General features: G+C 48.4%; 20 protein-coding genes. 15 read left to right on the top strand and 5 right to left on the bottom strand.

The genetic code is table 11. The annotated features are described in order from the left end of the window. Positions 1–122: 122 nt before the first annotated feature. Positions 123–2,822, top strand: a complete 2,700-nt coding sequence (locus tag D0S45_11930; protein ID TIH14844.1) for a cyclic nucleotide-binding protein — start codon at positions 123–125, stop codon at positions 2,820–2,822. Here D0S45_11930 and D0S45_11925 read toward each other — a convergent pair. Next, on the bottom strand, positions 2,819–3,061 hold the full coding sequence (locus tag D0S45_11925; protein ID TIH14843.1) for a hypothetical protein: 243 nt from the start codon (positions 3,059–3,061) through the stop codon (positions 2,819–2,821). The two genes, D0S45_11930 and D0S45_11925, sit on opposite strands and share 4 nt — an antisense overlap. A 347-nt stretch (positions 3,062–3,408) precedes the next feature. On the opposite strand from D0S45_11925, the gene D0S45_11920 reads away from it, so the two are divergent. The 3 genes from D0S45_11920 to D0S45_11910 are packed head-to-tail and all read left to right on the top strand — an operon-like array spanning position 3,409 to position 7,161. After that, on the top strand, positions 3,409–5,214 hold the full coding sequence (locus tag D0S45_11920) for a HAMP domain-containing protein (GenBank protein TIH14842.1): 1,806 nt from the start codon (positions 3,409–3,411) through the stop codon (positions 5,212–5,214). Positions 5,215–5,228: 14 nt separating this feature from the next. Beyond that, positions 5,229–6,464 carry an inorganic phosphate transporter gene (locus tag D0S45_11915; GenBank protein ID TIH14841.1) on the top strand — a complete coding sequence of 412 codons (1,236 nt, stop codon included), beginning with the start codon at positions 5,229–5,231 and terminating at the stop codon, positions 6,462–6,464. Positions 6,465–6,483: 19 nt separating this feature from the next. Continuing rightward, positions 6,484–7,161 carry a DUF47 family protein gene (locus D0S45_11910; protein ID TIH14840.1) on the top strand — a complete coding sequence of 226 codons (678 nt, stop codon included), beginning with the start codon at positions 6,484–6,486 and terminating at the stop codon, positions 7,159–7,161. A 78-nt stretch (positions 7,162–7,239) separates the two neighbouring features. On the opposite strand, the gene D0S45_11905 is transcribed toward D0S45_11910, so the two are convergent. From D0S45_11905 to D0S45_11895, 3 genes are all read right to left on the bottom strand, one after another. Then, a complete protein-coding gene (locus D0S45_11905) occupies positions 7,240–7,572 on the bottom strand; it encodes a QacE family quaternary ammonium compound efflux SMR transporter (GenBank protein TIH14839.1) in 333 nt (110 codons plus the stop codon). Positions 7,573–7,754: 182 nt separating this feature from the next. Beyond that, on the bottom strand, positions 7,755–9,623 hold the full coding sequence (acs, locus tag D0S45_11900) for an acetate--CoA ligase (protein ID TIH14838.1): 1,869 nt from the start codon (positions 9,621–9,623) through the stop codon (positions 7,755–7,757). Positions 9,624–9,785: 162 nt separating this feature from the next. After that, a complete protein-coding gene (locus tag D0S45_11895; protein TIH14837.1) occupies positions 9,786–10,652 on the bottom strand; it encodes a DNA-binding response regulator in 867 nt (288 codons plus the stop codon). A gap of 203 nt (positions 10,653–10,855) precedes the next feature. Here D0S45_11895 and D0S45_11890 point away from each other — a divergent pair, with 203 nt between their 5' ends. The 11 genes from D0S45_11890 (at position 10,856) to D0S45_11840 (ending at position 19,849) form a co-directional block, all read left to right on the top strand. Beyond that, positions 10,856–11,245 carry a transcriptional repressor gene (locus D0S45_11890; protein ID TIH14836.1) on the top strand — a complete coding sequence of 130 codons (390 nt, stop codon included), beginning with the start codon at positions 10,856–10,858 and terminating at the stop codon, positions 11,243–11,245. 159 nt (positions 11,246–11,404) lie between these two features. Next, positions 11,405–11,980: a rubrerythrin family protein gene (locus tag D0S45_11885; GenBank protein TIH14835.1), complete on the top strand. Its 576-nt coding sequence runs from the start codon at positions 11,405–11,407 to the stop codon at positions 11,978–11,980. Between the two features lie 30 nt (positions 11,981–12,010). Then, positions 12,011–12,394 (top strand): desulfoferrodoxin, encoded by a 384-nt coding sequence (locus D0S45_11880; GenBank protein ID TIH14834.1) that lies wholly within the window; start codon positions 12,011–12,013, stop codon positions 12,392–12,394. Positions 12,395–12,409: 15 nt separating this feature from the next. After that, a complete protein-coding gene (locus tag D0S45_11875; protein TIH14833.1) occupies positions 12,410–12,589 on the top strand; it encodes a rubredoxin in 180 nt (59 codons plus the stop codon). A gap of 23 nt (positions 12,590–12,612) precedes the next feature. Next, on the top strand, positions 12,613–12,771 hold the full coding sequence (locus D0S45_11870) for a rubredoxin (protein TIH14832.1): 159 nt from the start codon (positions 12,613–12,615) through the stop codon (positions 12,769–12,771). A 230-nt stretch (positions 12,772–13,001) separates the two neighbouring features. Then, a complete protein-coding gene (locus D0S45_11865) occupies positions 13,002–14,207 on the top strand; it encodes an FprA family A-type flavoprotein (GenBank protein TIH14961.1) in 1,206 nt (401 codons plus the stop codon). A gap of 166 nt (positions 14,208–14,373) precedes the next feature. Further along, entirely contained in the window at positions 14,374–15,069 is a 696-nt protein-coding gene (locus tag D0S45_11860; protein TIH14831.1) for a HEAT repeat domain-containing protein, read from the top strand. A 32-nt stretch (positions 15,070–15,101) separates the two neighbouring features. Continuing rightward, the gene (locus tag D0S45_11855; protein ID TIH14830.1) at positions 15,102–16,415 is read left to right on the top strand and encodes a cytochrome ubiquinol oxidase subunit I; all 1,314 of its coding nucleotides are present in this window, start codon (positions 15,102–15,104) and stop codon (positions 16,413–16,415) included. A 25-nt stretch (positions 16,416–16,440) separates the two neighbouring features. Then, on the top strand, positions 16,441–17,454 hold the full coding sequence (gene cydB, locus D0S45_11850) for a cytochrome d ubiquinol oxidase subunit II (protein ID TIH14829.1): 1,014 nt from the start codon (positions 16,441–16,443) through the stop codon (positions 17,452–17,454). A 32-nt stretch (positions 17,455–17,486) separates the two neighbouring features. Then, positions 17,487–17,993, top strand: coding sequence for a ferritin (locus tag D0S45_11845; protein TIH14828.1), 507 nt, complete (start codon positions 17,487–17,489; stop codon positions 17,991–17,993). A 149-nt stretch (positions 17,994–18,142) separates the two neighbouring features. Further along, positions 18,143–19,849 carry a membrane protein gene (locus D0S45_11840; protein ID TIH14827.1) on the top strand — a complete coding sequence of 569 codons (1,707 nt, stop codon included), beginning with the start codon at positions 18,143–18,145 and terminating at the stop codon, positions 19,847–19,849. 52 nt (positions 19,850–19,901) lie between these two features. Here the strand turns inward: D0S45_11840 and D0S45_11835 are convergent. After that, the coding region (locus D0S45_11835; protein TIH14826.1) for a hypothetical protein at positions 19,902–20,155 on the bottom strand (254 nt) is incomplete at its 5' end.

Below are 20,155 nucleotides of genomic sequence, written 5' to 3'. Positions count from 1 at the left end.
TTCGTGAAGAGCTACCTAGTACCAGAGTTCTCCCGGCAAGTCGAAATCTACGGGGCTGGATTAAATGGGCGTGATGAGGTATTGATTGAGGCATAACCTGTTCAATATACCAAGAGGCTTAGATGCGTTTTTCAATTTTCATAAGACTTCTTTTATTTGCAATCGCCATTTCCCTGCTGCCTGCAATAGTAAACGCATCCCCAACGCTCGTATCAATCGGCGATTTTCTGACCCCTTCCGGTCAGCCCGTACTTGAATTCAAAGCCTTCATTCAACAACGATTGACCACTGCCGGACTCAGTTGTGAAAACTGCACAGCCCAGTCCCCTGAATCAAGATACACCCTCTCCGGACTAATGGTCAGGGATGATAAAGGCACCTCTTTTTCAGCTTTACTGACCGACAATTTCCATCTTGAACCGGATGTATTCATTAAAGGAAAGCAGATCGGCGGCAGCAATTCCGAGCCGGCAGCACAAAGGCTTGCCGAATCGGCTGCCCGACTCATCGCAAACCAGTCCGTGGCTTCCATTGAAGTCAGCGGAGACTCCCGGCTGACTCCAAATGCAGTTATGGCATTGGCCCAGATATTACCCGGAGAAAAAGCAACTCCGCAAAAAATCATTGCCGCCCGGATAATCCTTGAAAATTGCGGTTTATTCGAAAAAGCACGGATTTACCTAACCCCCGGAGCTGAAGGCCGGAAAGTAAAAATTTCAGTCAAAGAAAGGGATTCTATTCTCCTCGCCAATATGCCCGGTCCCGGCAAAGCCGTTCTGGATAATATCCTGGGACCTCAAGACACAACCCTGCCCGAATTTCCGGCCATTACCGAAGACAATTTTCCCGGCCTGCGCAACGCCACCTGCGGCGGATATCTGGCTTACCGGGCTGAGAACATTCTAACCCGGCTACGTAATGGCGAAAACAGCTTCAGCGTAGACGATGTGGAAGAACTGGTTGCCGTTGCCGCAACCATCAGAAACAGCATATCTACTTATGATGCCTCCTGCCGTGATATGTGCATCATCCTGATGAAACTTTGTTCCGTGCTGGATTCCCAAACAATCCGTACTATATCTGAAAAACTGCAACAGGGCATGAACCTGAATGAAACAGGGCCGCATGCTCTTGAAAAGAACCTTGAACGCATTGAATTTCTAACTCAGGCATATGGAGCGACGCAGGAAGCGCAATTAATACTTTCCTCCCGCATTTTCCACGACCGCATTCATTCCCCGGTCATTCCATGGATTCTGTATTCCCTTGGAGAGCAGGCCCTGAAAGCGGAAGACATTACCCGTGCAGCTCCTCTGCTTAGCGGAGCCATTGCGATTTCTTCACTTCCGGTATCGCCTGAAATGCTCCTGACAACAGCCATGGCCCAATACAGCAACCTTGATATTGAAGCAGGCGGAGCTGCCGCTACCCAGCTCAAACCGTTGCTGGCCAACCCCGATCTGGACAGTGAGCTGCGCCGCCAAATAAGTTCCCTGCCCCGCCGGGCAGAACTCTGCGAAACAGCCACTTCCATAACTGATCAAGATGTTTTTGACCTGCAACTGGAGAAAGGAAATGCACTCATCCTGCTGGATAGGCCCGATCTTGCTGAACCCCTCTTCCACAAACTGCACGGCTTAAGACCGAATGATGCACGTCCCTTTACCGGGTTCGGGCGTCTTGCTTTCCAGCGGACAGACAATCTGCTCTCGGCAAGGCCCTACCTTGAAAGGGCTGAGCATATGAAAAATAAAGACCGTTTTTTCTACGAACTGGCTCTGGGCTTCAAGCTGGAACGGATCATCGCCGAAGCACTCCCGACCATCAGAATTGACGGACGCAATTCCGAGGAAGCTTCAGCCACAAGATTTCTCCTGCCCAAAACTCTGGAATACGCTACAGGATACGACGAATTCAACCGCCCACAGGCCCAGCTGATCAAGGCTGGAGTTGATGTTCTCGGAGAATGGCTGGCCTACCCTGCCATGAGCACGGAAGAAGCATTTGATAACATGTTCCGCCAGACTTTGAGACTTGATTCCGAGACCGGAAACCAGCCGGAAATCCTTGCTGCCTGCCTCTACTTCTCCACAAACTCAACAGACAGAGCAGAAGCCCGCAAACTCATATCCCGGCCCATGTCCGTTAAAGCAGGAGTGAAGCCGAGATTCCTGCAACTGAATCTGCTGATCCGGGAAATGACTCTAACCCCTTCCTCGGAACTAGCCGAAGCTCTGGAGCAGGCAGAGAGATCCAGTTTTTCAGATGCCAGAAACAGGGAAGAGGCTGTGATCCTGAAAGCGGACGCCCTCGCAGTTGTCGGGCTGTACACAAATTCCACAGCATTATTGGAAAGGGCGGAATCTTTGTATACCCTTGCTGTTGATTTGAACGACGGAAATAACGGCAGACTGCTCAACAACCTTGCCTGCGTGAATCTCGCACTGGGCATGGTTGAAGAAGCGGATGATCTTTACGACGAAGCTCTAGACAGTAACCCGGAAGCCGGGGAAGTAGTGAAAATGGGCAAACTGGTCTCTTCACTTTCCGGCGAAGAAAGAACGTTTGCATTAGAGAAATTTGCCGCAAATAATATTTCGCAACAGCTCAAAGCAGCCGCTCTTGAACTGAGCGGAGCATCAAACAGCACAGCCGGACCGGGAAATGATTTTTCCGCAGGTATGATGGGAATATATCTTAACGAAGACAGGAAAATAGAAACCGGATACGACAACTACACAGGACTATCCATAAATTTTAAATACAACAGCAACATATGGCTCTTGCCTATACAGCTAAAAACAGCAGAACAATCGCGCTAATCAGCTGATTCAATTGTAAAATCCAATTCTTCAGCCATAAGCCGCAAAGGCTCAACTGCGCCGGTAATGCGCATAATTTCTACCAGAGTCTCCGCGCCAAGCTTAGCTTTCCTGTCTTCCGGATTCACTTCGCGAACCAATGTCTTTGGGGTCTTTCCAAGCCGCTCGGCCAGTTCCTCCAATGGCACCGGGCCGTTCATGACCAGATCCTGTATTGCTTTTTCAACTTTTTCAGACATTAAATTCAGCCTTGTTTATAATCTAGTTAGTGCACTTGTCTATGGACTAATAAACTAAAACGAAACACCATTCAACATGCTATCTTCCTGGTTTAAACATGGGTAATGATTCGGTCCATCACACAAACACCCTGCTGACAAAAGCCAATTGTCACTGTATTGTAACAATCACTTTTAGTTGTGCAGAACACTTTTTATGGCCGTTTTTCATTAGAAAACAGCAAGTTAAACTAAAAACAAATTTTTGTAACAAAACTTGACCTAACCATATTAACATGCTTGATACTCCCCTGTGACAATCAAGGGACTCTGTTTCTGCTCAGGAAAATCCTCAGGGAGGAATTTTTTTGCCTAAAACATCACTACACATGAAGATTCTGCTTTGGGGTTGGGCCGTGCTGCTCTGCGCCCTGCTGCTGACCTTCTGGTTTTACTATGGAACGGTGTCAGAAGAGCTGACCGCTTCCAGCAGGCAAAACACTTCCCGCCTTCTGAATTATGTGCGCTGGAAAATCAGCCACAGCCCGGTCAACCCCGGCACTCCCGCATTTCAAAATGAAATTAACGAGTTGGGTTCCCATCTCGACATCCGCATTACCTATATAAAAAGCGGTAAGGTTCTGGCCGACTCCGATGTTAAAACAAGCAGGCTGCCCGAACTTGACGACCATTCCAACCGCCCGGAAGTCATTGCTGCCGAAACCAGCGAAACCGGAAAAGATATCCGCTACAGCAAAACTCTGCAAACCCGCATGCTCTACGTTGCTAAATCCATGGGCAATAACGGAGAGTTCATCCGTCTGGCCCTGCCTTACTCGGTAATCGGGGAAAGGCTGGACCGGGTTATGATCCATTTCTCCATACTTCTGGGCTTACTGACTGTAGGTTCCGCAATATTGCTGGTATTCATCGGCAAGCGCACCACCTCTGCCGTGAGGGAAGTTTCTGCTACCGCGCAGGCCATCGGAGAAGGAGACTACAGCAAGCGTATCAGGGTCATTCCCGGTGGGGAATACAAGTTGATGGCAAATTCCATCAACACCATGGCCAAAAAAATCAAAGGACACATTCGGATAATTGAAGATCAGCGCAACCAGCTTGATGCCATGTTCGAAAACATGACTGAAGGCATTATGGTCCTCGACCCGCAAGGCAAAATTGAATCTGTCAATAAATCCATGACCCGACTGGTTCCGGACACGCAACAATTTGTAGGCAGAATGCCTCTTGAAGTGCTGACCCGCCATGAAATTCAGGATGCGGTTGATAAAATAATCAAACACGGCAGTAAAAAGGATTCTGATTCCCTGATAGTGGATCTTGCGGACGGGCGTTCCATGAATGTGACCATCTGCTCTTACGATGACTACAAAAGCCGTCGCAAACTTATCCTTGTGTTCCACGATATCAGTGAAGTCCGCCGCATAGAAAAAATTCTCCGCGACTTTGTATCCAATGCCTCGCATCAATTGCGCACCCCGCTGACCAGCATCAAGGGATATGCAGAAACCCTGATCGACAATCCTCCGCAGGACGAAAAGATACTCAAAAATTTCCTTGGAACTATCCGCGATAATGCCGATCACATGTCCAAGGTCATCACCGGCATGTTCGCCCTTGCCCGCAGTGAATATTCTGGCAAGAAACTACGCACCAAGCCCACTGACCTGCAAAAATGCATAGAACTGAGCATGGCAAACCTTAAGTCTCTCGCGGAGAACAATAACATTGACTTAAGCAAAGACGAAATTCCGCAAATAAATGTCACCGGAACCAATGAAGGACTGGTCCAGATTTTCGACAACCTGATTGAGAACGCCATCAAATATGCACCGGAAAACACCGAAGTGGTAGTCCATGCTGAAACTAATGATGATTTTGCCATAATCAAAGTTGTTGATGAAGGACCGGGGATTGCTGTCGCGGATAAAGAACGTATTTTCGAAAGATTTTTCAAACTGGATGAAAACGCTGTAGGACACGGCAGTTCAGGACTCGGACTGGCCCTGTGCCGCAGCCTTGCACGAAACTTTAACGGCGACATCTGGGTGGAAAGCCCGGTTGACGCTGCAACAGGTACCGGATCTTCATTTTGTGTGAAACTCCCGGTAACAGCTGAACAAGCTTCTGAATCCGCTCAGGATTCACAATAAGGGGATTATCTCTAATGGATATTTACGATCTGTTTTTTTACATGTCCCTGTTTGCAGGGTTCATGATGGCTTTCAACCTTGGCGCAAACGACGTGGCAAATTCCATGGCCTCGGCTGTCGGCGCAAAAGCCATCACTATCCGGCAGGCAGTATTCATAGCAGGGACACTAAACTTCGCCGGTGCGGTGTTCCTCGGCTCCCATGTGACCGCAACGGTCAGCAAGGGGATTATCAACCCGGCAGCCATAGCCGACCCCAAGATTATCATGGTCGGTATGTTCTCGGCCCTGCTTGCCGCAGGGGTCTGGGTCCTTATTTCAACCCTGACCGCCCTACCGGTATCCTCAACACATTCAATTGTTGGTGCGATTCTCGGTTTCGGACTTGTTGCAGGTGGCCCTGATGTGGTCAACTGGCTAAAAATGGTCGGGATTGTAATGTCATGGATTATTTCGCCATTCTTTGCCGCAACCATCGCTTTTCTAATCTTCACCCACATAAGAAAAACAATCCTCTTTAAAAAGGATTTTATCCATCAAGCCAAAAAATGGGCTCCAATCTGGATGGGGTTGACTGTTCTACTGATTTCTCTATCATTTCTATACAAAACACCGGTAGGAAAAAGCCTTGAACTTCCCTTTTTCGGATCATTGGCCTTGGCTTTTGCTATTGCCGGGGCAGTATGGTTTGCAGGAAGGCTTGCAGTTAACAAGCTGGTCGGTGACCCAGAAGAAGGCGCAGAAGCAGTAGAAAGCACATTCCGCAAGCTTCAGGTCGGGACTTCCTGCTATGTCGCTCTTTCACAGGGAGCTAACGATGTAGCAAATGCCATCGGACCTGTTGCAGCAATCTACCTTATATCCAAGGAACATGTACTACTTGCCAAGGCAGATGTCCCTCTCAGTCTTCTGGTCATGGGTGGACTTGGAATTGCCATCGGTATTTCCCTTCTCGGACACAAGGTAATGTCAACAGTTGGTGAAAAGATTACCGTACTTACCAACACAAGAGGCTTTGCCGTTGACTTCGGAGCTGCTACAACAGTATTGACAGCATCCAATATGGGGTTACCTGTATCATCAACCCACGCAGCAGTAGGCGCAGTTGTAGGTGTTGGCCTTGCGAGAGGTTTTTCAGCTGTCAACTTTAAAATTCTCGGAAGAATCGTGCTTTACTGGGTACTGACCGTTCCCATTGCAGCATTCACAAGTATAATCATTTTCAGCCTGCTTAAATGGGCTTTCATTTAGATAAAACAAGGAGAACATTATGCACTTTCGTCTTCCTTTCTTAGGCCTTATTGTAAACAAAGACCCCATGGAAGGGCTGGTCAAACACTACGACAAAATCGCTGAGTGTATCCACATCATCAACGATTCTGTTGAGTGCTATGTTGCCGGAAACGATACCTGCCGCGAATTCACAGAACTTATCGAACAGATCGATACCGTTGAAGGACAGGCTGACAAAATCAAGCGTTCCATCCGCAACCACCTGCCGCACTCCATGTTCATGTCCGTGGATAAGGTTTTGTTCTTCAACTACACCCGCAGTCAGGACAATGTACTGGACTACGCACAGGAAGCCCTGCACTGGCTCGCTATCCGCAAGGTAGCCATCCCCACAGAGTACCAGAAAGACCTGATCCTGCTGCTCTCTGAAGTAAACGACACCACTACCAGCCTCGGCCCCGCCCTGAAGGCTACCATCGCCCTCAATGATGGAAAATCCATTGACCGCGAAGGCACCAAGAACAAATTCCGCAAAGTGCGCAAGCACTACGCACGTTCCATGGAACTGCGCAAGGAACTTTCCAAACGTATCTACAATTCCGACATGGATTTCAAAGATATATACCAGCTCACCCATTTCGTAGACTGCCTCAACGAAATGGCACATCAGGCTGAAACCTGCGCTGATATGCTGCGGGCTATGATCGCCAGATAAAGCAGCAAAGCTATAAAATGCAAACCGCCCCGTAAACTTTCGTTCACGGGGCGGTTTTTTTATCAGGGGTGATAGGATCTAATGTACAATGGTTTTGGAAAAATAATTGATTACGCAGACCCCGGCCAAAATAAGAAAGATTCCCAGAATGGCCGGTAAATCAGGGATCTGACCATATAGAAAAACGCTCACAATCGTGACCAGAACAATGCCCAATCCACACCAGATGGCGTAAGCCGTACCAACAGGCATGGTCTTGAGTACAAGTGAAAGAAAGTAAAATGTAGCAGCATATCCGACAATTACGATCAGGCTCGGAACCAGCTTGGTAAAACCCTCAGAAGCTTTCAAAGAACTTGTCGCCACGACTTCAAATACAATTGCCAAAAATAGATTTATATAAGTGGTCATTATTTTCCCCTTCTCTGATCTGTTCTAAACAAGATTTGCTAGATAATTTCATTCTTTTGAAATTGTTGGTTTGTCAATATGATTTGTTGGAATGCCAAAACAACAAAAAGCCACTGCGACCAAACCGCAATGGCTTTCTTCATAAATTTTCCATCCAAAACGGCGAAACCCCGCCGCCATCGTCAACTCAACTCAGTCCGCTTGATCTTCCCGCTGGAGGTCTTGGGCAACTCGTCCCTAAACTCGATACTACGCACGATCACGATGGGACCAAGCTCGCGACGGACCTGCTCTTTCAATTCCCGGTGCAGGTCATCGGATTCCACAAAACCATGATTAAGGGTCACGTAGGCCTTGGCGACCTGTCCTTTGATCTTATCCACAACCCCGACCACAACAGCTTCTGCAACCTGCGGATGCTTGGTCAGCGCGCATTCCACCTCAGCGGTTCCGATGCGGTGACCTGAAATGTTGAGCACATCATCAGCGCGGCCCTGAATCCAGAAATAGCCATCCTCATCCTTGCGGGCCACATCCCCGGCGTAAAACATACCCGGAATACGCTTCCAGTAGTGGGCCATGACCTCTTCTCGGTCTCCGATCACATCGCTGAACATGGCAGGCCATGGTTTTTTGATGACCAGCAGCCCACCTTTGCCATCCGGCACAGAATTGCCTTCAGCATCCACCACATCAGCATCAATGCCGGGCAGGGGCCGGGTTACGGAACCGGGCTTAAGCACTGACACGGGCATGGGACTGATCATGATCATTCCGGTCTCGGTCTGCCACCATGTATCCAGTACCGGACATTGTCCCTTGCCGATATTCTCATACATCCAGAGCCATGCTTCGGTATTAAAAGGTTCACCCACCGCGCCGAGAATACGCAAAGAAGAAAGGTCGTGCTGCTCCGGGTAACGATGTCCAAAACGCATGAGGGTCCTGATCTGGGTGGGCGAGGTATAAAAAATGGTGACCCCGTACTTGGAAATAATATTCCAGAGACGGTCAGCCTGCGGATAGAGGGAATGGCCCTCGTACATAACCGTAGTGGTCCCGGCCAGCAGCGGGCCATAGACAAGGTAGCTGTGCCCGGTAATCCAACCCGGATCAGCGGAACACCAGAAAATATCTGTGGGCTTAAGGTCAAAAACCCATTTGAAGGTGCGGTGCACCCCGACCATGTATCCACCGTGAGAATGAACCAGCCCTTTAGGCTTCCCGGTGGTGCCGGAAGTATGCAGGATAAACAGTGGATCGTCAGCGGCCATGATCTCCGCAGGAGCATGAGGTCTCTCGTGGCGCACAAGATCCTCGTACCAGCAGTCGCGGGCGGAATCCATGTTCACATCCACATTAGCCCGATGGACCACAACCACGGACTCTAGGGCTTCCGCAGGATCATCCAGCAACGCACGATCAACTTCCTCTTTAAGACGAATAACCTGACCGTTGCGGTAAAAACCATCCACGGTAACCACAATTCGAGGATTTACCTCGCGGACCCGCTCACGCAACAACCTGGCCGAAAAGCCGGAAAAAACCATGGAATGCACAGCCCCGATTCGAGCGCAGGCCAGCATGGCAATGACGGTTTCAGGAAGCTGGGGCATATACAAAACAACTCTGTCGCCCTTGCCTACTCCAAGTCTCTTAAGGGCATTGGCAAATCGGTTCACTGCCCGATAAAGCTCATAATAAGTGTACTGGCGGGAGTCACCCGGCTCACCTTCCCAGATAAGGGCCAGACGGTTTTTATTGACGGTCTCGATGTGTCGGTCAAGGGCGTTGTAGACTATGTTACAGCGCGCTCCGCTGAACCAGCGGTAATTGGGGGCATCAGAAATATCGCAGACCTGCTCCCACTTGGTGAACCAGTCCAGCTCTTCGGCAGCTTCCTCCCAATAGGAACAGAGATCCACGTCCGCCAGTTCCCGCGCAGCGCGCAGATCCTGCGGATTGACCCCGGCCTCGATAAGCATCTGGGGCAAGGGCCGGAAGACCCTTTCTTCATGCAACAGGCTGTCCAGTGTTTCTTTATGATCCACTACGCCCTCCGTTCGTTAATCCAGCCAAAGACACCTCAAAATTTAAAACTTGCTTAACCCCAAGAACGGGTTGTCCGATTTTATATATACGCCCCCAGAGCGGACAAAGCAGCCCATATTCGACAAACGGTGCAGGTATATCGGTAAACGGCATGGTCATGGTTACATCCCCAGAATCTGCTTGAGTTTACTGATTCGCCTGCGGCTGATGGGCAGTTCGATTCTTGTACGCCCGGCGGTACGGAGCATGAAGTTACTGCCCGGCAGGGAAGCAATTTCGGTGACCATTTCCAGATTAACCAGATACTTGCGGTGAACCCTGAAAAAGCGGTGCGGGCCTAGTCGCTCTTCCAAATTTTTCAGTCTGTGGGAGGTGAGAAATTTCTGATTCGCGGTATGGACGTAGGAATAATCCTCGTAGGCTTCCACGAAGATAATCTGAGTATAGGGGATAAGCATCATGCGCCCGTCCTGATTAACCGGGAGCTTTTCTATCTCCGGCTGACGGGTCTGGGAAAAATCCCATGCATTTTTGAGGGCGGAAAGAAATTTGTCCTGCTCGTCCTCACCAAGGGAAAGCTGCAAAGTCTCTTCCCCGGTCTCCACACCTGTTCCTGATTCCTTCCAGTCCGAAGGTTCGGGAACTTCGCGAAAATGACTTTTAAATCGGGCAATGCGCTCCAGCGTCTTCTGCATACGCTCTTCTTCCGGCGGCCAGATCAGATAGTCAACCGCCCCCAGTTCAAAAGCCTCGTAAGCCTTGGTTTCATCCCCGGCAATAAAGATCAGGCCGGGTTTATGCTTGCTGGCCCCCAGAGTTTGCGCCAATTCAGCACCGCTCATGCCCTCTCCAAAATCAAAACCCAGAAAAATAATTCCATAGCCCACAGCCTTGTGTAACTCCAATGCTTCACCTGCACTGACAGTTTCACCTAACACACGCACCAGCTTAACCCCGCCAAGAGCTTCGCGGATGGTGGAACGGACCTCAGCGTCCGGATGGAGAATTAATGTCTTAAGACTGGGCACAATGACTCCGGGAATTGCTTATAATTCGACTATGCAAAAGATAGCTCGAAACGCACTCAACTGCAAGCATCTGATATTTTCCAGAATATTCTCTTTAGCATACTTATCTAGTATGATACGCCTGTACTCAACAGCACTTTTCGATATAAAAAGAGACTTGACACAAACGAGAACTATTACTAGTTTATAGGCGAGAGGTGCACATGAAAATAGGACAAAGAAGATCAAAACAGAGAGAACTCATACTTGAGGAACTCAAAGGGCTAACCTGTCATCCCACGGCAGATGAACTATATGAAAGAGTAAGGAAAAGGCTCCCGAATATCAGCCTTGGTACTGTTTACCGCAACCTTGAATTGCTTGCGGAAAATGGAATCATCCTGAAGCTTGAAACTGGTGGAAAAAACAGGTTTGACGGCCATGCCGAACCACACCCCCATATCCGGTGCTTGCAATGCGGCAAGGTAGATGACGTAATGGCTGAAGTAGCAGTCCCGACAATCAATAATGTTGATGCACGAGGATACGATGTAAAAGGGTGCTCTATTGAATACTTCGGATTATGTCCGGAGTGCCAAACCAAAGTACATTAATTTTTTTTAAATAACATCTTCATTTAATACCCGTAGTTAAATATGGAGATGTTATTTTTTTGCCAAAACACCCTGACAGCGGCGTTATTAACTGTTAAATACTACAGTGCCGATCCGTTTAAATTCTATTTCAAAAAGTAGCAGAATAAGGAGATACTCATGTCCAAGCTCAAAGGTTCCAAAACTGAAACGAATATCCTGACCGCATTTGCAGGCGAGTCACAGGCACGCAACCGCTACACCTACTTTGCCTCAAAGGCTAAAAAAGAAGGTTTTGTACAAATTTCCAAAGTCTTCGAAGAAACCGCTAATCAGGAAAAAGAACACGCCAAAAGATTGTTCAAACTGCTTGAAGGCGGCGAAGTGGAAGTTACCGCATCCTTCCCTGCCGGTGTGATCGGTTCCACCGTTGATAACCTCAAAGAATCCGCCGGCGGCGAAAGACATGAATGGGAAGAAATGTATCCCGAATTCGCCAAAGTTGCTGACGAAGAAGGATTCCCCGCCATTGCCGCTGTTTTCCGCGCAATCGCTGTGGCCGAAGAATTTCATGAGAAAAGATACCTTGCCCTTGCAAAAAACATCGAAGACGGCAAAGTTTTCAAAAAAGACACCGCTACCATCTGGCAGTGTCAGAACTGTGGATACACCCACGAGGGTGATTCTGCACTGAACAAATGCCCAGCATGTGACCATCCTCAGGCACATTTTCAGGTCGTCTGTGAGAACTGGTAGTCGATAACCTTAACCTTGTGGAGTATTAAAATGGCTGAACTGTACGAAGTTTATAAATGCGAAGCTTGCGGTAACATCACTATGGTTCTCCATGCAGGTCCCGGCAACCTGGCTTGCTGCGGAACAGACATGGTCCTCATGGCAGAAAATACTGTTGATGCTGCCAAAGAAAAACACGTCCCGGTTATTGAAAAAATCGAAGGTGGCTACAAAGTCAAGGTCGGCGAAGTTGCTCATCCCATGGTGGAAAAGCATTGGATCGAATGGATTGAACTGGTTTCCGGAAACAACCGTTACTTCAAGCAGCTTAATCCTGATGAAGCTCCTGAAGCGGATTTCTGCGGATGCAAATTTGACGACGGTCCGGTTACTGCCCGCGCATACTGTAACCTGCACGGCCTCTGGAAAGCATAAAAAGGTAGGGGCAATATGGCTGAACCCAAAGACATGTATCAGTGCCAGATGAGCAACTGTGGATATATCTACAATCCAGACAAGGGTGACCGCAAAAGCAAAACCCCCAAGGGAACTGCTTTTGCAGATCTGCCTGACGATTGGAAATGCCCGGTGTGCGGCGCAAGTAAAAAAGCTTTCAAGCCCCTTGGCTAACAAATCGACCACGGAGAAAAGAAATGAAATACGTATGTACTATTTGTGGCTGGGTTTATGATCCTGCTGAAGGTGACCCGGATGGCGGCATCGCTCCCGGTACCAAATTTGAAGATATCCCCGAAGATTGGGAATGCCCGGTCTGCGGTGCAGGTAAGGACGATTTCGAGCCTGAAGATTAGACATATCAAGATAACGCCTTAATCACTGGCGCTATCTCGGCAGACAGCTGAGAAAGCGTCAGATGCAAGGCGCAAGAAAAACACTGGAACGATGCGTATCGAGACATACGTGAGTTTCAGTGTTTTTCACAGCAACGAAGCAGATGGTGCTTTATCAACTGTCTGAAGCCGGGAGAACTCCCGGCTTTCTACGCATCAAACATAACCAAAAATATATTAGGAATATTCAAGTGAGACCTGTTGAAATTAAAGAAGGCGTACATTGGATCGGCGTAGTGGACTGGAATTGCCGTAACTTTCACGGCTATGCCCGCTCCGCAAACGGCACCACCTACAATGCTTTTTACATCGAAGATGAAAAGAAAGTTCTGGTAGACACTGTTTCCAAAGAATTCGAAAGCCAGTTTATCTGCTCTCTTTCACACCTGACTAAGCCTGAAGAAATTGATTACCTTGTGGTCAACCACCTCGAACCGGATCACGCAGGCTGCCTCGCCAAAATGGTAGAGCTCTGCAAGCCTGAAAAGATATTTGTTTCCGTCATGGGCGGCAAAGCTCTCAAAACTTTCTTTGACTGCGAAGATTGGCCCGTGCACGTGGTCAAGCCCGGCGAAGAGGTTTCCATCGGTAAACGCACCCTGCGTTTTTACGAAACCCGTATGCTGCACTGGCCTGACAACATGTTTACCTTTGTTCCCGAAGAAAAACTTCTTTTTACCAGTGACGCATTCGGCCAAAACATCGCCGCCAGTGAACGCTGGGTTGATGAAGTTAGCAAAGAAATGGTCGAAGACCATATGCAGCAGTACTATGCCAACATCATCACCCCCTACTCCCCTAAAGTTATCAAAACCCTTGAGACTTTCGCGGGTCTGAACCTTGATATAGACATGATCTGCCCGGACCATGGCCTTATGTACCGTGGCGATGATTGCGCATTCGCCCTTGAAAAGTACATGGATTACGCAAAGCAGACTCCTAAAAACAAAGCGACTTTGTTCTATGATTCCATGTGGCACTCCACCGAGCGCATGATCAATGCTGTTGCGTCCGGTCTTGTTTCTGAAGGTATTTCCGTTAAGGTTATGTCTGTAAAGGCCAACCACCACAGCGACATCATGAGCGAAGTTTTCGATTCCGCCGCAATTGTTATTGGTTCCCCCACTCATAACAACGGCATCCTGCCCGGTATGGCCGACGCCCTGACCTATGTTAAAGGTCTGCGTCCTCAGGACAAAATCGGTGCTTGCGTCGGTTCTTTCGGCTGGTCCGGTGAATGCGTTAAGATTCTCAACGAATGGCTTGAAAAAATGGGCTGTGAGATCATTGAGCCCGGCCTCAAAGCCAAAAACCGCCCTAACCACGACATGCTCAAAGAATGCTTCCAGCTCGGCGTTGCCATTGCCGCTGCTATCAAGGAAAAAACAGGTAAATAATTATTCTGGCCCGGGCGGAGTTACTCCGCCCGGGATTTTCAAAAACTAATTCACAAAGCCTTTGTTTTTGTGTTAACTAATAGTTTAAATGCAAAAATAGGAAGCTGTTACACTATTATCGATAATAGTTTTTTTTAGCGTTACTTTCTAAGAGGAGGTTCGCATTATGGCTGTCGGACGCAGAATCAAGAAAAAAGTCATGGATGTACTGGCGGATGAGAATTGGGAAAGCAAGTTTGAAGGATTGATGGAAAAATATTCCATGCAAACCCTTGTGGCCCCGCTTTTCGCATCCCTTTGTGCGACCACGGTAATGGTCCGCTGGCACGGCGTAACCTGTTTCGGCAAAGTAATCTCCCGCATGGTGGAGGAAGATGCATCCAAAGCACGCGTTGTCATGCGCAGAATCATGTGGATGCTCAATGAAGAATCCGGCGGATGTGCCTGGGGAGTTTCTGAAGCCATGGGAGAAATAGCTGCCGTCAACGACCTTATGGCCAAAGAGTATGGAAAAATCCTGCTCAGCTACAGCCATGAAGATGAAAAAGGCCCGGAAAACTACCTAGAGTTCCCCACCCTGCTCCGGGGCGCAGTCTGGGGAGTTGCCCGCATGGCTCAGGAGCGACCGCAGATTGCGGCACAGGCTACGGATGATCTGGTCCGTTTTCTTTCCTACCCCGATCCGGTGATACAGGGAACGGCCTGTTGGGCTCTGGGACCACTGAATGTGACACAGTCCGTCAAAAAGCTTGAAGCTTTGGTGGATAATGATACTGTTATAGAAATTTATAAGGACTCTTCATTGCAGTCTGTAACGGTTGGAAGGCTGGCTCAGGAAGCTCTGGATAAAATTTCCAGATAAATTTATCAACAACTTGAACAAGGAGAGGGATGATGGATGTTCTGATGCTGTCAAGGCTGCAATTTGCCATGGCAACAATGTTCCACTTCATTTTCGTACCGCTCACACTGGGGCTTTCCGTCATGGTTGCCATTATGGAAACCATGTATGTGCGCACTAAAAAAGACATTTACCTGCGCATGACCAAATTTTGGGGAAAGCTGTTCGTCATTAACTTTGTTCTCGGAATCGTGACCGGAATCACACTTGAATTCCAGTTCGGTACCAACTGGTCCCGCTATTCCGAATACGTGGGTGATATTTTCGGTTCGCTGCTGGCCATTGAAGCCACGGTGGCCTTTTTTATGGAATCAACTTTTCTTGCCGCCTGGATTTTCGGCTGGAAAAAGCTTTCCCCCAAAATGCACGCAGCCTGTATCTGGATTGTGGCAATTGCCTCAAATATTTCAGCAATCTGGATTATCCTTGCTAACGGATGGATGCAGAATCCTGTCGGCTATGTAATCAGAAACGGCCGAGCTGAACTGGACAACTTCTTCGAAGTTATCACCAACCCCTTTGCATGGGGCCAGTTCCTGCATAACGGCTTCGCTGCATTCATGGTTGCCAGCTTCTTTGTTATGGGTATCAGTGCCTATCACCTGCTGCGCAAAAATGAAGTTGAATTCTTCAGCAAGTCTTTCAAGATGGGCTTGATCGTAGCTTTCATCTTCTCCATTCTTGTTGCTGCACAGGGTCACCACCACGCCCAGACTGTTGCCAAAATGCAGCCCGAAAAGCTGGCTGCCATGGAAGCCCTCTGGGACACCCATGAAGACGGTGCCCCCATGTACCTGCTGGCTTTTCCCGACGAAAAAAATGAGAAAAATTCCATTGAATTCCTCGGACTCCCCGGCGCACTCAGCTTCCTTGCTTTCAACGATTTTGATGCCCCGGTTAAGGGTCTCAAAGAATGGCCCAAGGAAGACCGTCCTCCTGTGACAATTACTTTTCTTGCCTTCCGTATCATGGTCGGACTGGGAACCCTCTTCCCACTGCTCTGCATTTGGGGCTGGATGAAACGCAAGGACCTGATTGAGAATAAGCTCTACCTGCGCCTCATGCTTTACGCGATTCCTCTGCCATACATCGCCGTCTGGGCCGGTTGGGCAGTTGCTGAAGTTGGACGCCAGCCATGGATCGTTTACGGCATAATGAAAACCAGCGACGCGGTTTCCCCCATTGCCACAAGTCAGGTTGCGTTCTCATTTATCGCCCTGACCACTCTCTACACCCTGCTAGGAGCGTGTGAGATATATCTCTTGGCGAGATTTGCCCGCAGAGGCCCTGCACCCACCAAGCCTTAAGAAGCTGTAAAACAAGGAGATAATTATGTTAGAAACCATATGGTTCTTGTTATGGGGCTTACTCTGGGCCATCTACTTCATGCTCGACGGGTATGATCTGGGTCTGGGGTCCATGATGCCCTTTCTGGCTAAAGACGAAAAAGACAGAAAAGCTATATATAAATCCATCGGTCCTTTCTGGGACGGTAACGAAGTATGGCTCATCACCGCCGGTGGTGTAACTTTTGCCGCATTTCCCAAAGCATATGCAGTAATGTTCAGCGGACTTTACACCGCACTCATGCTGTTGCTGATCGCCCTGATCATTCGTGGTGTAGCCTATGAATTCAGAGGACTGGTTGAAAGCGAATGGGCACGCAAACTGTGGGATAAAGCCATGGTTGTAGGCAGTTTTCTGCCCGGCCTGCTGCTCGGCGTGGCTTTCGCCAATATCTTCATGGGTATTCCCATTGATGAAAACGGTGTCTTTCAGGGCAACCTGTTCACCCTGCTCAACCCCTACGGTCTCGGTGGCGGTATTCTTTTTGTTCTGCTTTTTGCCCAGCACGGCTGCCTCTGGCTTGCAGTGCGTACTGAAGGCGAACTCAATGAGCGTGCCGGGAATCTTGCGGCAACCATCTGGCCGATTCTGGCAGCAGTTTATATTGCATTCCTGGCCCTTACCGGGGTATACACTCAGTTACTCAGTAACTATCTGGCCTACCCGGCCTTAATGCTGATCCTGTTGATCCCGATCTTTGCAATCGTCAAGGTTCGCACCCTTATCGCAGCACGCAAGTGGTGGAAAGCATGGGCCTGTTCTGCTGTCCTTATTGTATCCACCACCATGTTTGGTGTAATCGGACTGTTCCCGGCCTTGCTGCCTTCAAGCATTAATCCGGCGTACTCCATCACCATCCATAATGCTGCTTCAAGTCAGCTGACCCTGAAAATCATGTTGACAGTTACATTGATCATGGTCCCCATCGTTATCGGCTACCAGGTCTGGATGCATAAAGTATTCGCAACCAAAATCACCGATGAAGACCTGGGTTACTAGCAAACTGAATCCCATTACGGAGAATATCTAAAATGTCTAACAAGGTTCTTGAAAAAGCACTTAATGAACAGCTGAATGCCGAGCTTTACTCCGCATACCTTTACCTTTCCATGTCCGCTTACTTTAGCGACCTCGGACTGGACGGCTTTGCCAACTGGATGCGGGTCCAAGCTAAGGAAGAACAATTCCACGCCATGAAGTTCTACGATTATATCAACGAACGCGGCGGACGTGTTGTTTTCCCCGCCATTGAGGCTCCCAAAACAGAATGGGATTCCCCGCTGGCCTGTATCGAGGCTGTTCTTGAGCACGAGAAGCATGTTACTTCCCTGATCAACAACCTTGTAAACCTCGCAATCGATGAAAGAGACCACGCCACCAACATCTTCCTGCAATGGTTTGTAACCGAACAGGTCGAAGAAGAAGACAGCGTGAATGCAGTACTGAACAAGCTGCGCCTGCTAAATGGTGAAGGCAACGGCATGTTCATCCTCGACAAGGAACTTAGCACCCGCGTATTCAACGCACCTGCTGAATAGTTCCAACTGCACGAGAAACTTCAAACGGCCTTACCCTCAATTAAATTTGGGGATAAGGCCGTTTTTTTATATCTTTGCTCATTCTCATTTATTTTATCAGAAAAATCAGACAATATACACGCGCGTATAAACATAAATCATCCCCCTGAATGCAAGATCACAAGTACACATATATAAATATACTGCTCCTTGCCCTATTGTTCATGGTAAGCGCGTGCGTCCAGACAACAGGCGAAAGCGAAACTAAAGCAGTGAAGGGATATCTTGATCTCAGTGAATGGAATTTCGAAAAACAAGGCCCTGCCACTCTTGACGGGGAATGGGAATTCTATCCAAACACATCCTATTCCACACTCACAAAACAAGACCTTACGCATAAAGATTTTTTTCAGCTTCCTTCAATATGGAAAGGCAAAACAAAGCAAGGCAACCCTGTCCACAGCCAAGGAAAAGCAGCGTACCGTCTGAAAATAAAACTCAGGCCCGACTCCATTGCAGATTCACTCTACATTTCCGGGGTACTTTCGGCATGCAGTGTGAGGGTAAACGGCAAGCAGATCGGATCATCCGGGACAGTCGGGTCAGACATACAGTCTGAAAAACCCATAAAGCATCTAATCACCCCGTCTTTTATTACCGACAACGGGACTGTGGATATCGCCATTGAAGTATCAAACTTTCACAACAAGGAAGGTGGAATCAATTCCAGCATACTTCTCGGCAGCCATGACCAGATTGAAGACCTGATTAATTATCGGCGTATTTCAGGAGCTATTATCGGCGGCGCATTGCTGATCATGGGTATTTTTCACCTCGTAATTTTCAGCATGCGCAGATCAAGCTGGGAGAATCTTTACTTCGGGCTGTTCTGCCTTGTCTGGTGTATTGCCACGATTTTCAATCCGCCTTCAGCTTTTCTAGCCACACAACTTATCAACATAGACTGGAGCTGGTACATAAAAATGTGCTTGCTGCCCACCGGGCTGGCTATTCCCCTGCTGCTGATATTCTACAATTCTCTTTTTCCGCAACGGTATGGTAAGCAAGTAAACTTGCTGTGTTCCGTAATCAGCGGTCTGTACTGCATCTACACTATCATCACCCCTCCGGGTGCATACTCCACAGCATCTCTGCTCTACTTTATTCTCAGCAGAGCCGCATATATTTACCTGTTCACATCTTTCATCAACGACCTGCGCCATAAAAGAAAAGGGGCTATCTATCTGGCTCCCGGATATCTGGCTTTATTTTGTGCGGAATTCGATGAAATTCTTTTTGATATGAACATCTTCGGATCAGCTGATTTCACGCCCTACGGGACCTTCATATTCATCCTTTCATATTCACTCTTGATGTCGGCCCGCTTTGCCGAAACATTGTCCAGCTATGAAAAAGTCACCGGCGAATTGGAGGATCACAAGAAAAAAGAACAGGATCATAAAAGGGTCCAGCTACGCCTTTCCAGAAAACTCGACTCGCTGGAGAAAGAAACCATCGCCGTCAACCGCGAGCTGGTCCATGTGCTGACCAACAAGACGGAAGAAAAAAAGCCAAACAAGCGGAAACTGGCTGTCTGGCTAATGAATAACTCACTTGAATGCTGGGAGAAATACACAGGCAAAAGCAAGGCCGAGCTGGCTTCGAAATCAGGAATCTGGAATATTTACTTTGAGAAAGACGGATACGCCCGAACCCAGACCCTTGACCGCTATCTGAGCATAGAGACCCTGCCCGAACGCCCGCGCTGGAAAAACATCTATGCAACAGCGGAATTCGTCATCAGCAATTGTTCGCAGAAGGCTGAATCAACCGCCCAGCTTGAGAAAAATCTCAGTCAGCTAAAAAAAATGTCGTGACCGAAAAAATCCGGCCACGACATCTATCCGTCCTACTTTAAACCGCTACAAATCAGCCACTTATCCTACGAATACAAATCCCCAACAAAGCAACTAGAAACAATCCGCAAAGCTCCATAGACATTCCACCCTGTGGGTTCATTACACATCCGGTTCCGCCACCGGAAGATCCGCTTGATCCACCAGATGAAACAGTTCCGGGAACCACAGGATCAAGGATCACACCGGGAGTATCGTCCAGATCATAGTCGCCGTTATCTTTCACTGAATAATTAATTGTGTAGGTCCGTGCGCCCACCAGAATCA

It is taken from the genome of Marinifilum sp. JC120 (assembly GCA_004923195.1).
GTDB lineage: Bacteria > Desulfobacterota > Desulfovibrionia > Desulfovibrionales > Desulfovibrionaceae > Maridesulfovibrio.
Note: the sequence above shows the minus strand (reverse complement) of the source record. Positions and strands in the feature narration are given on the sequence as shown.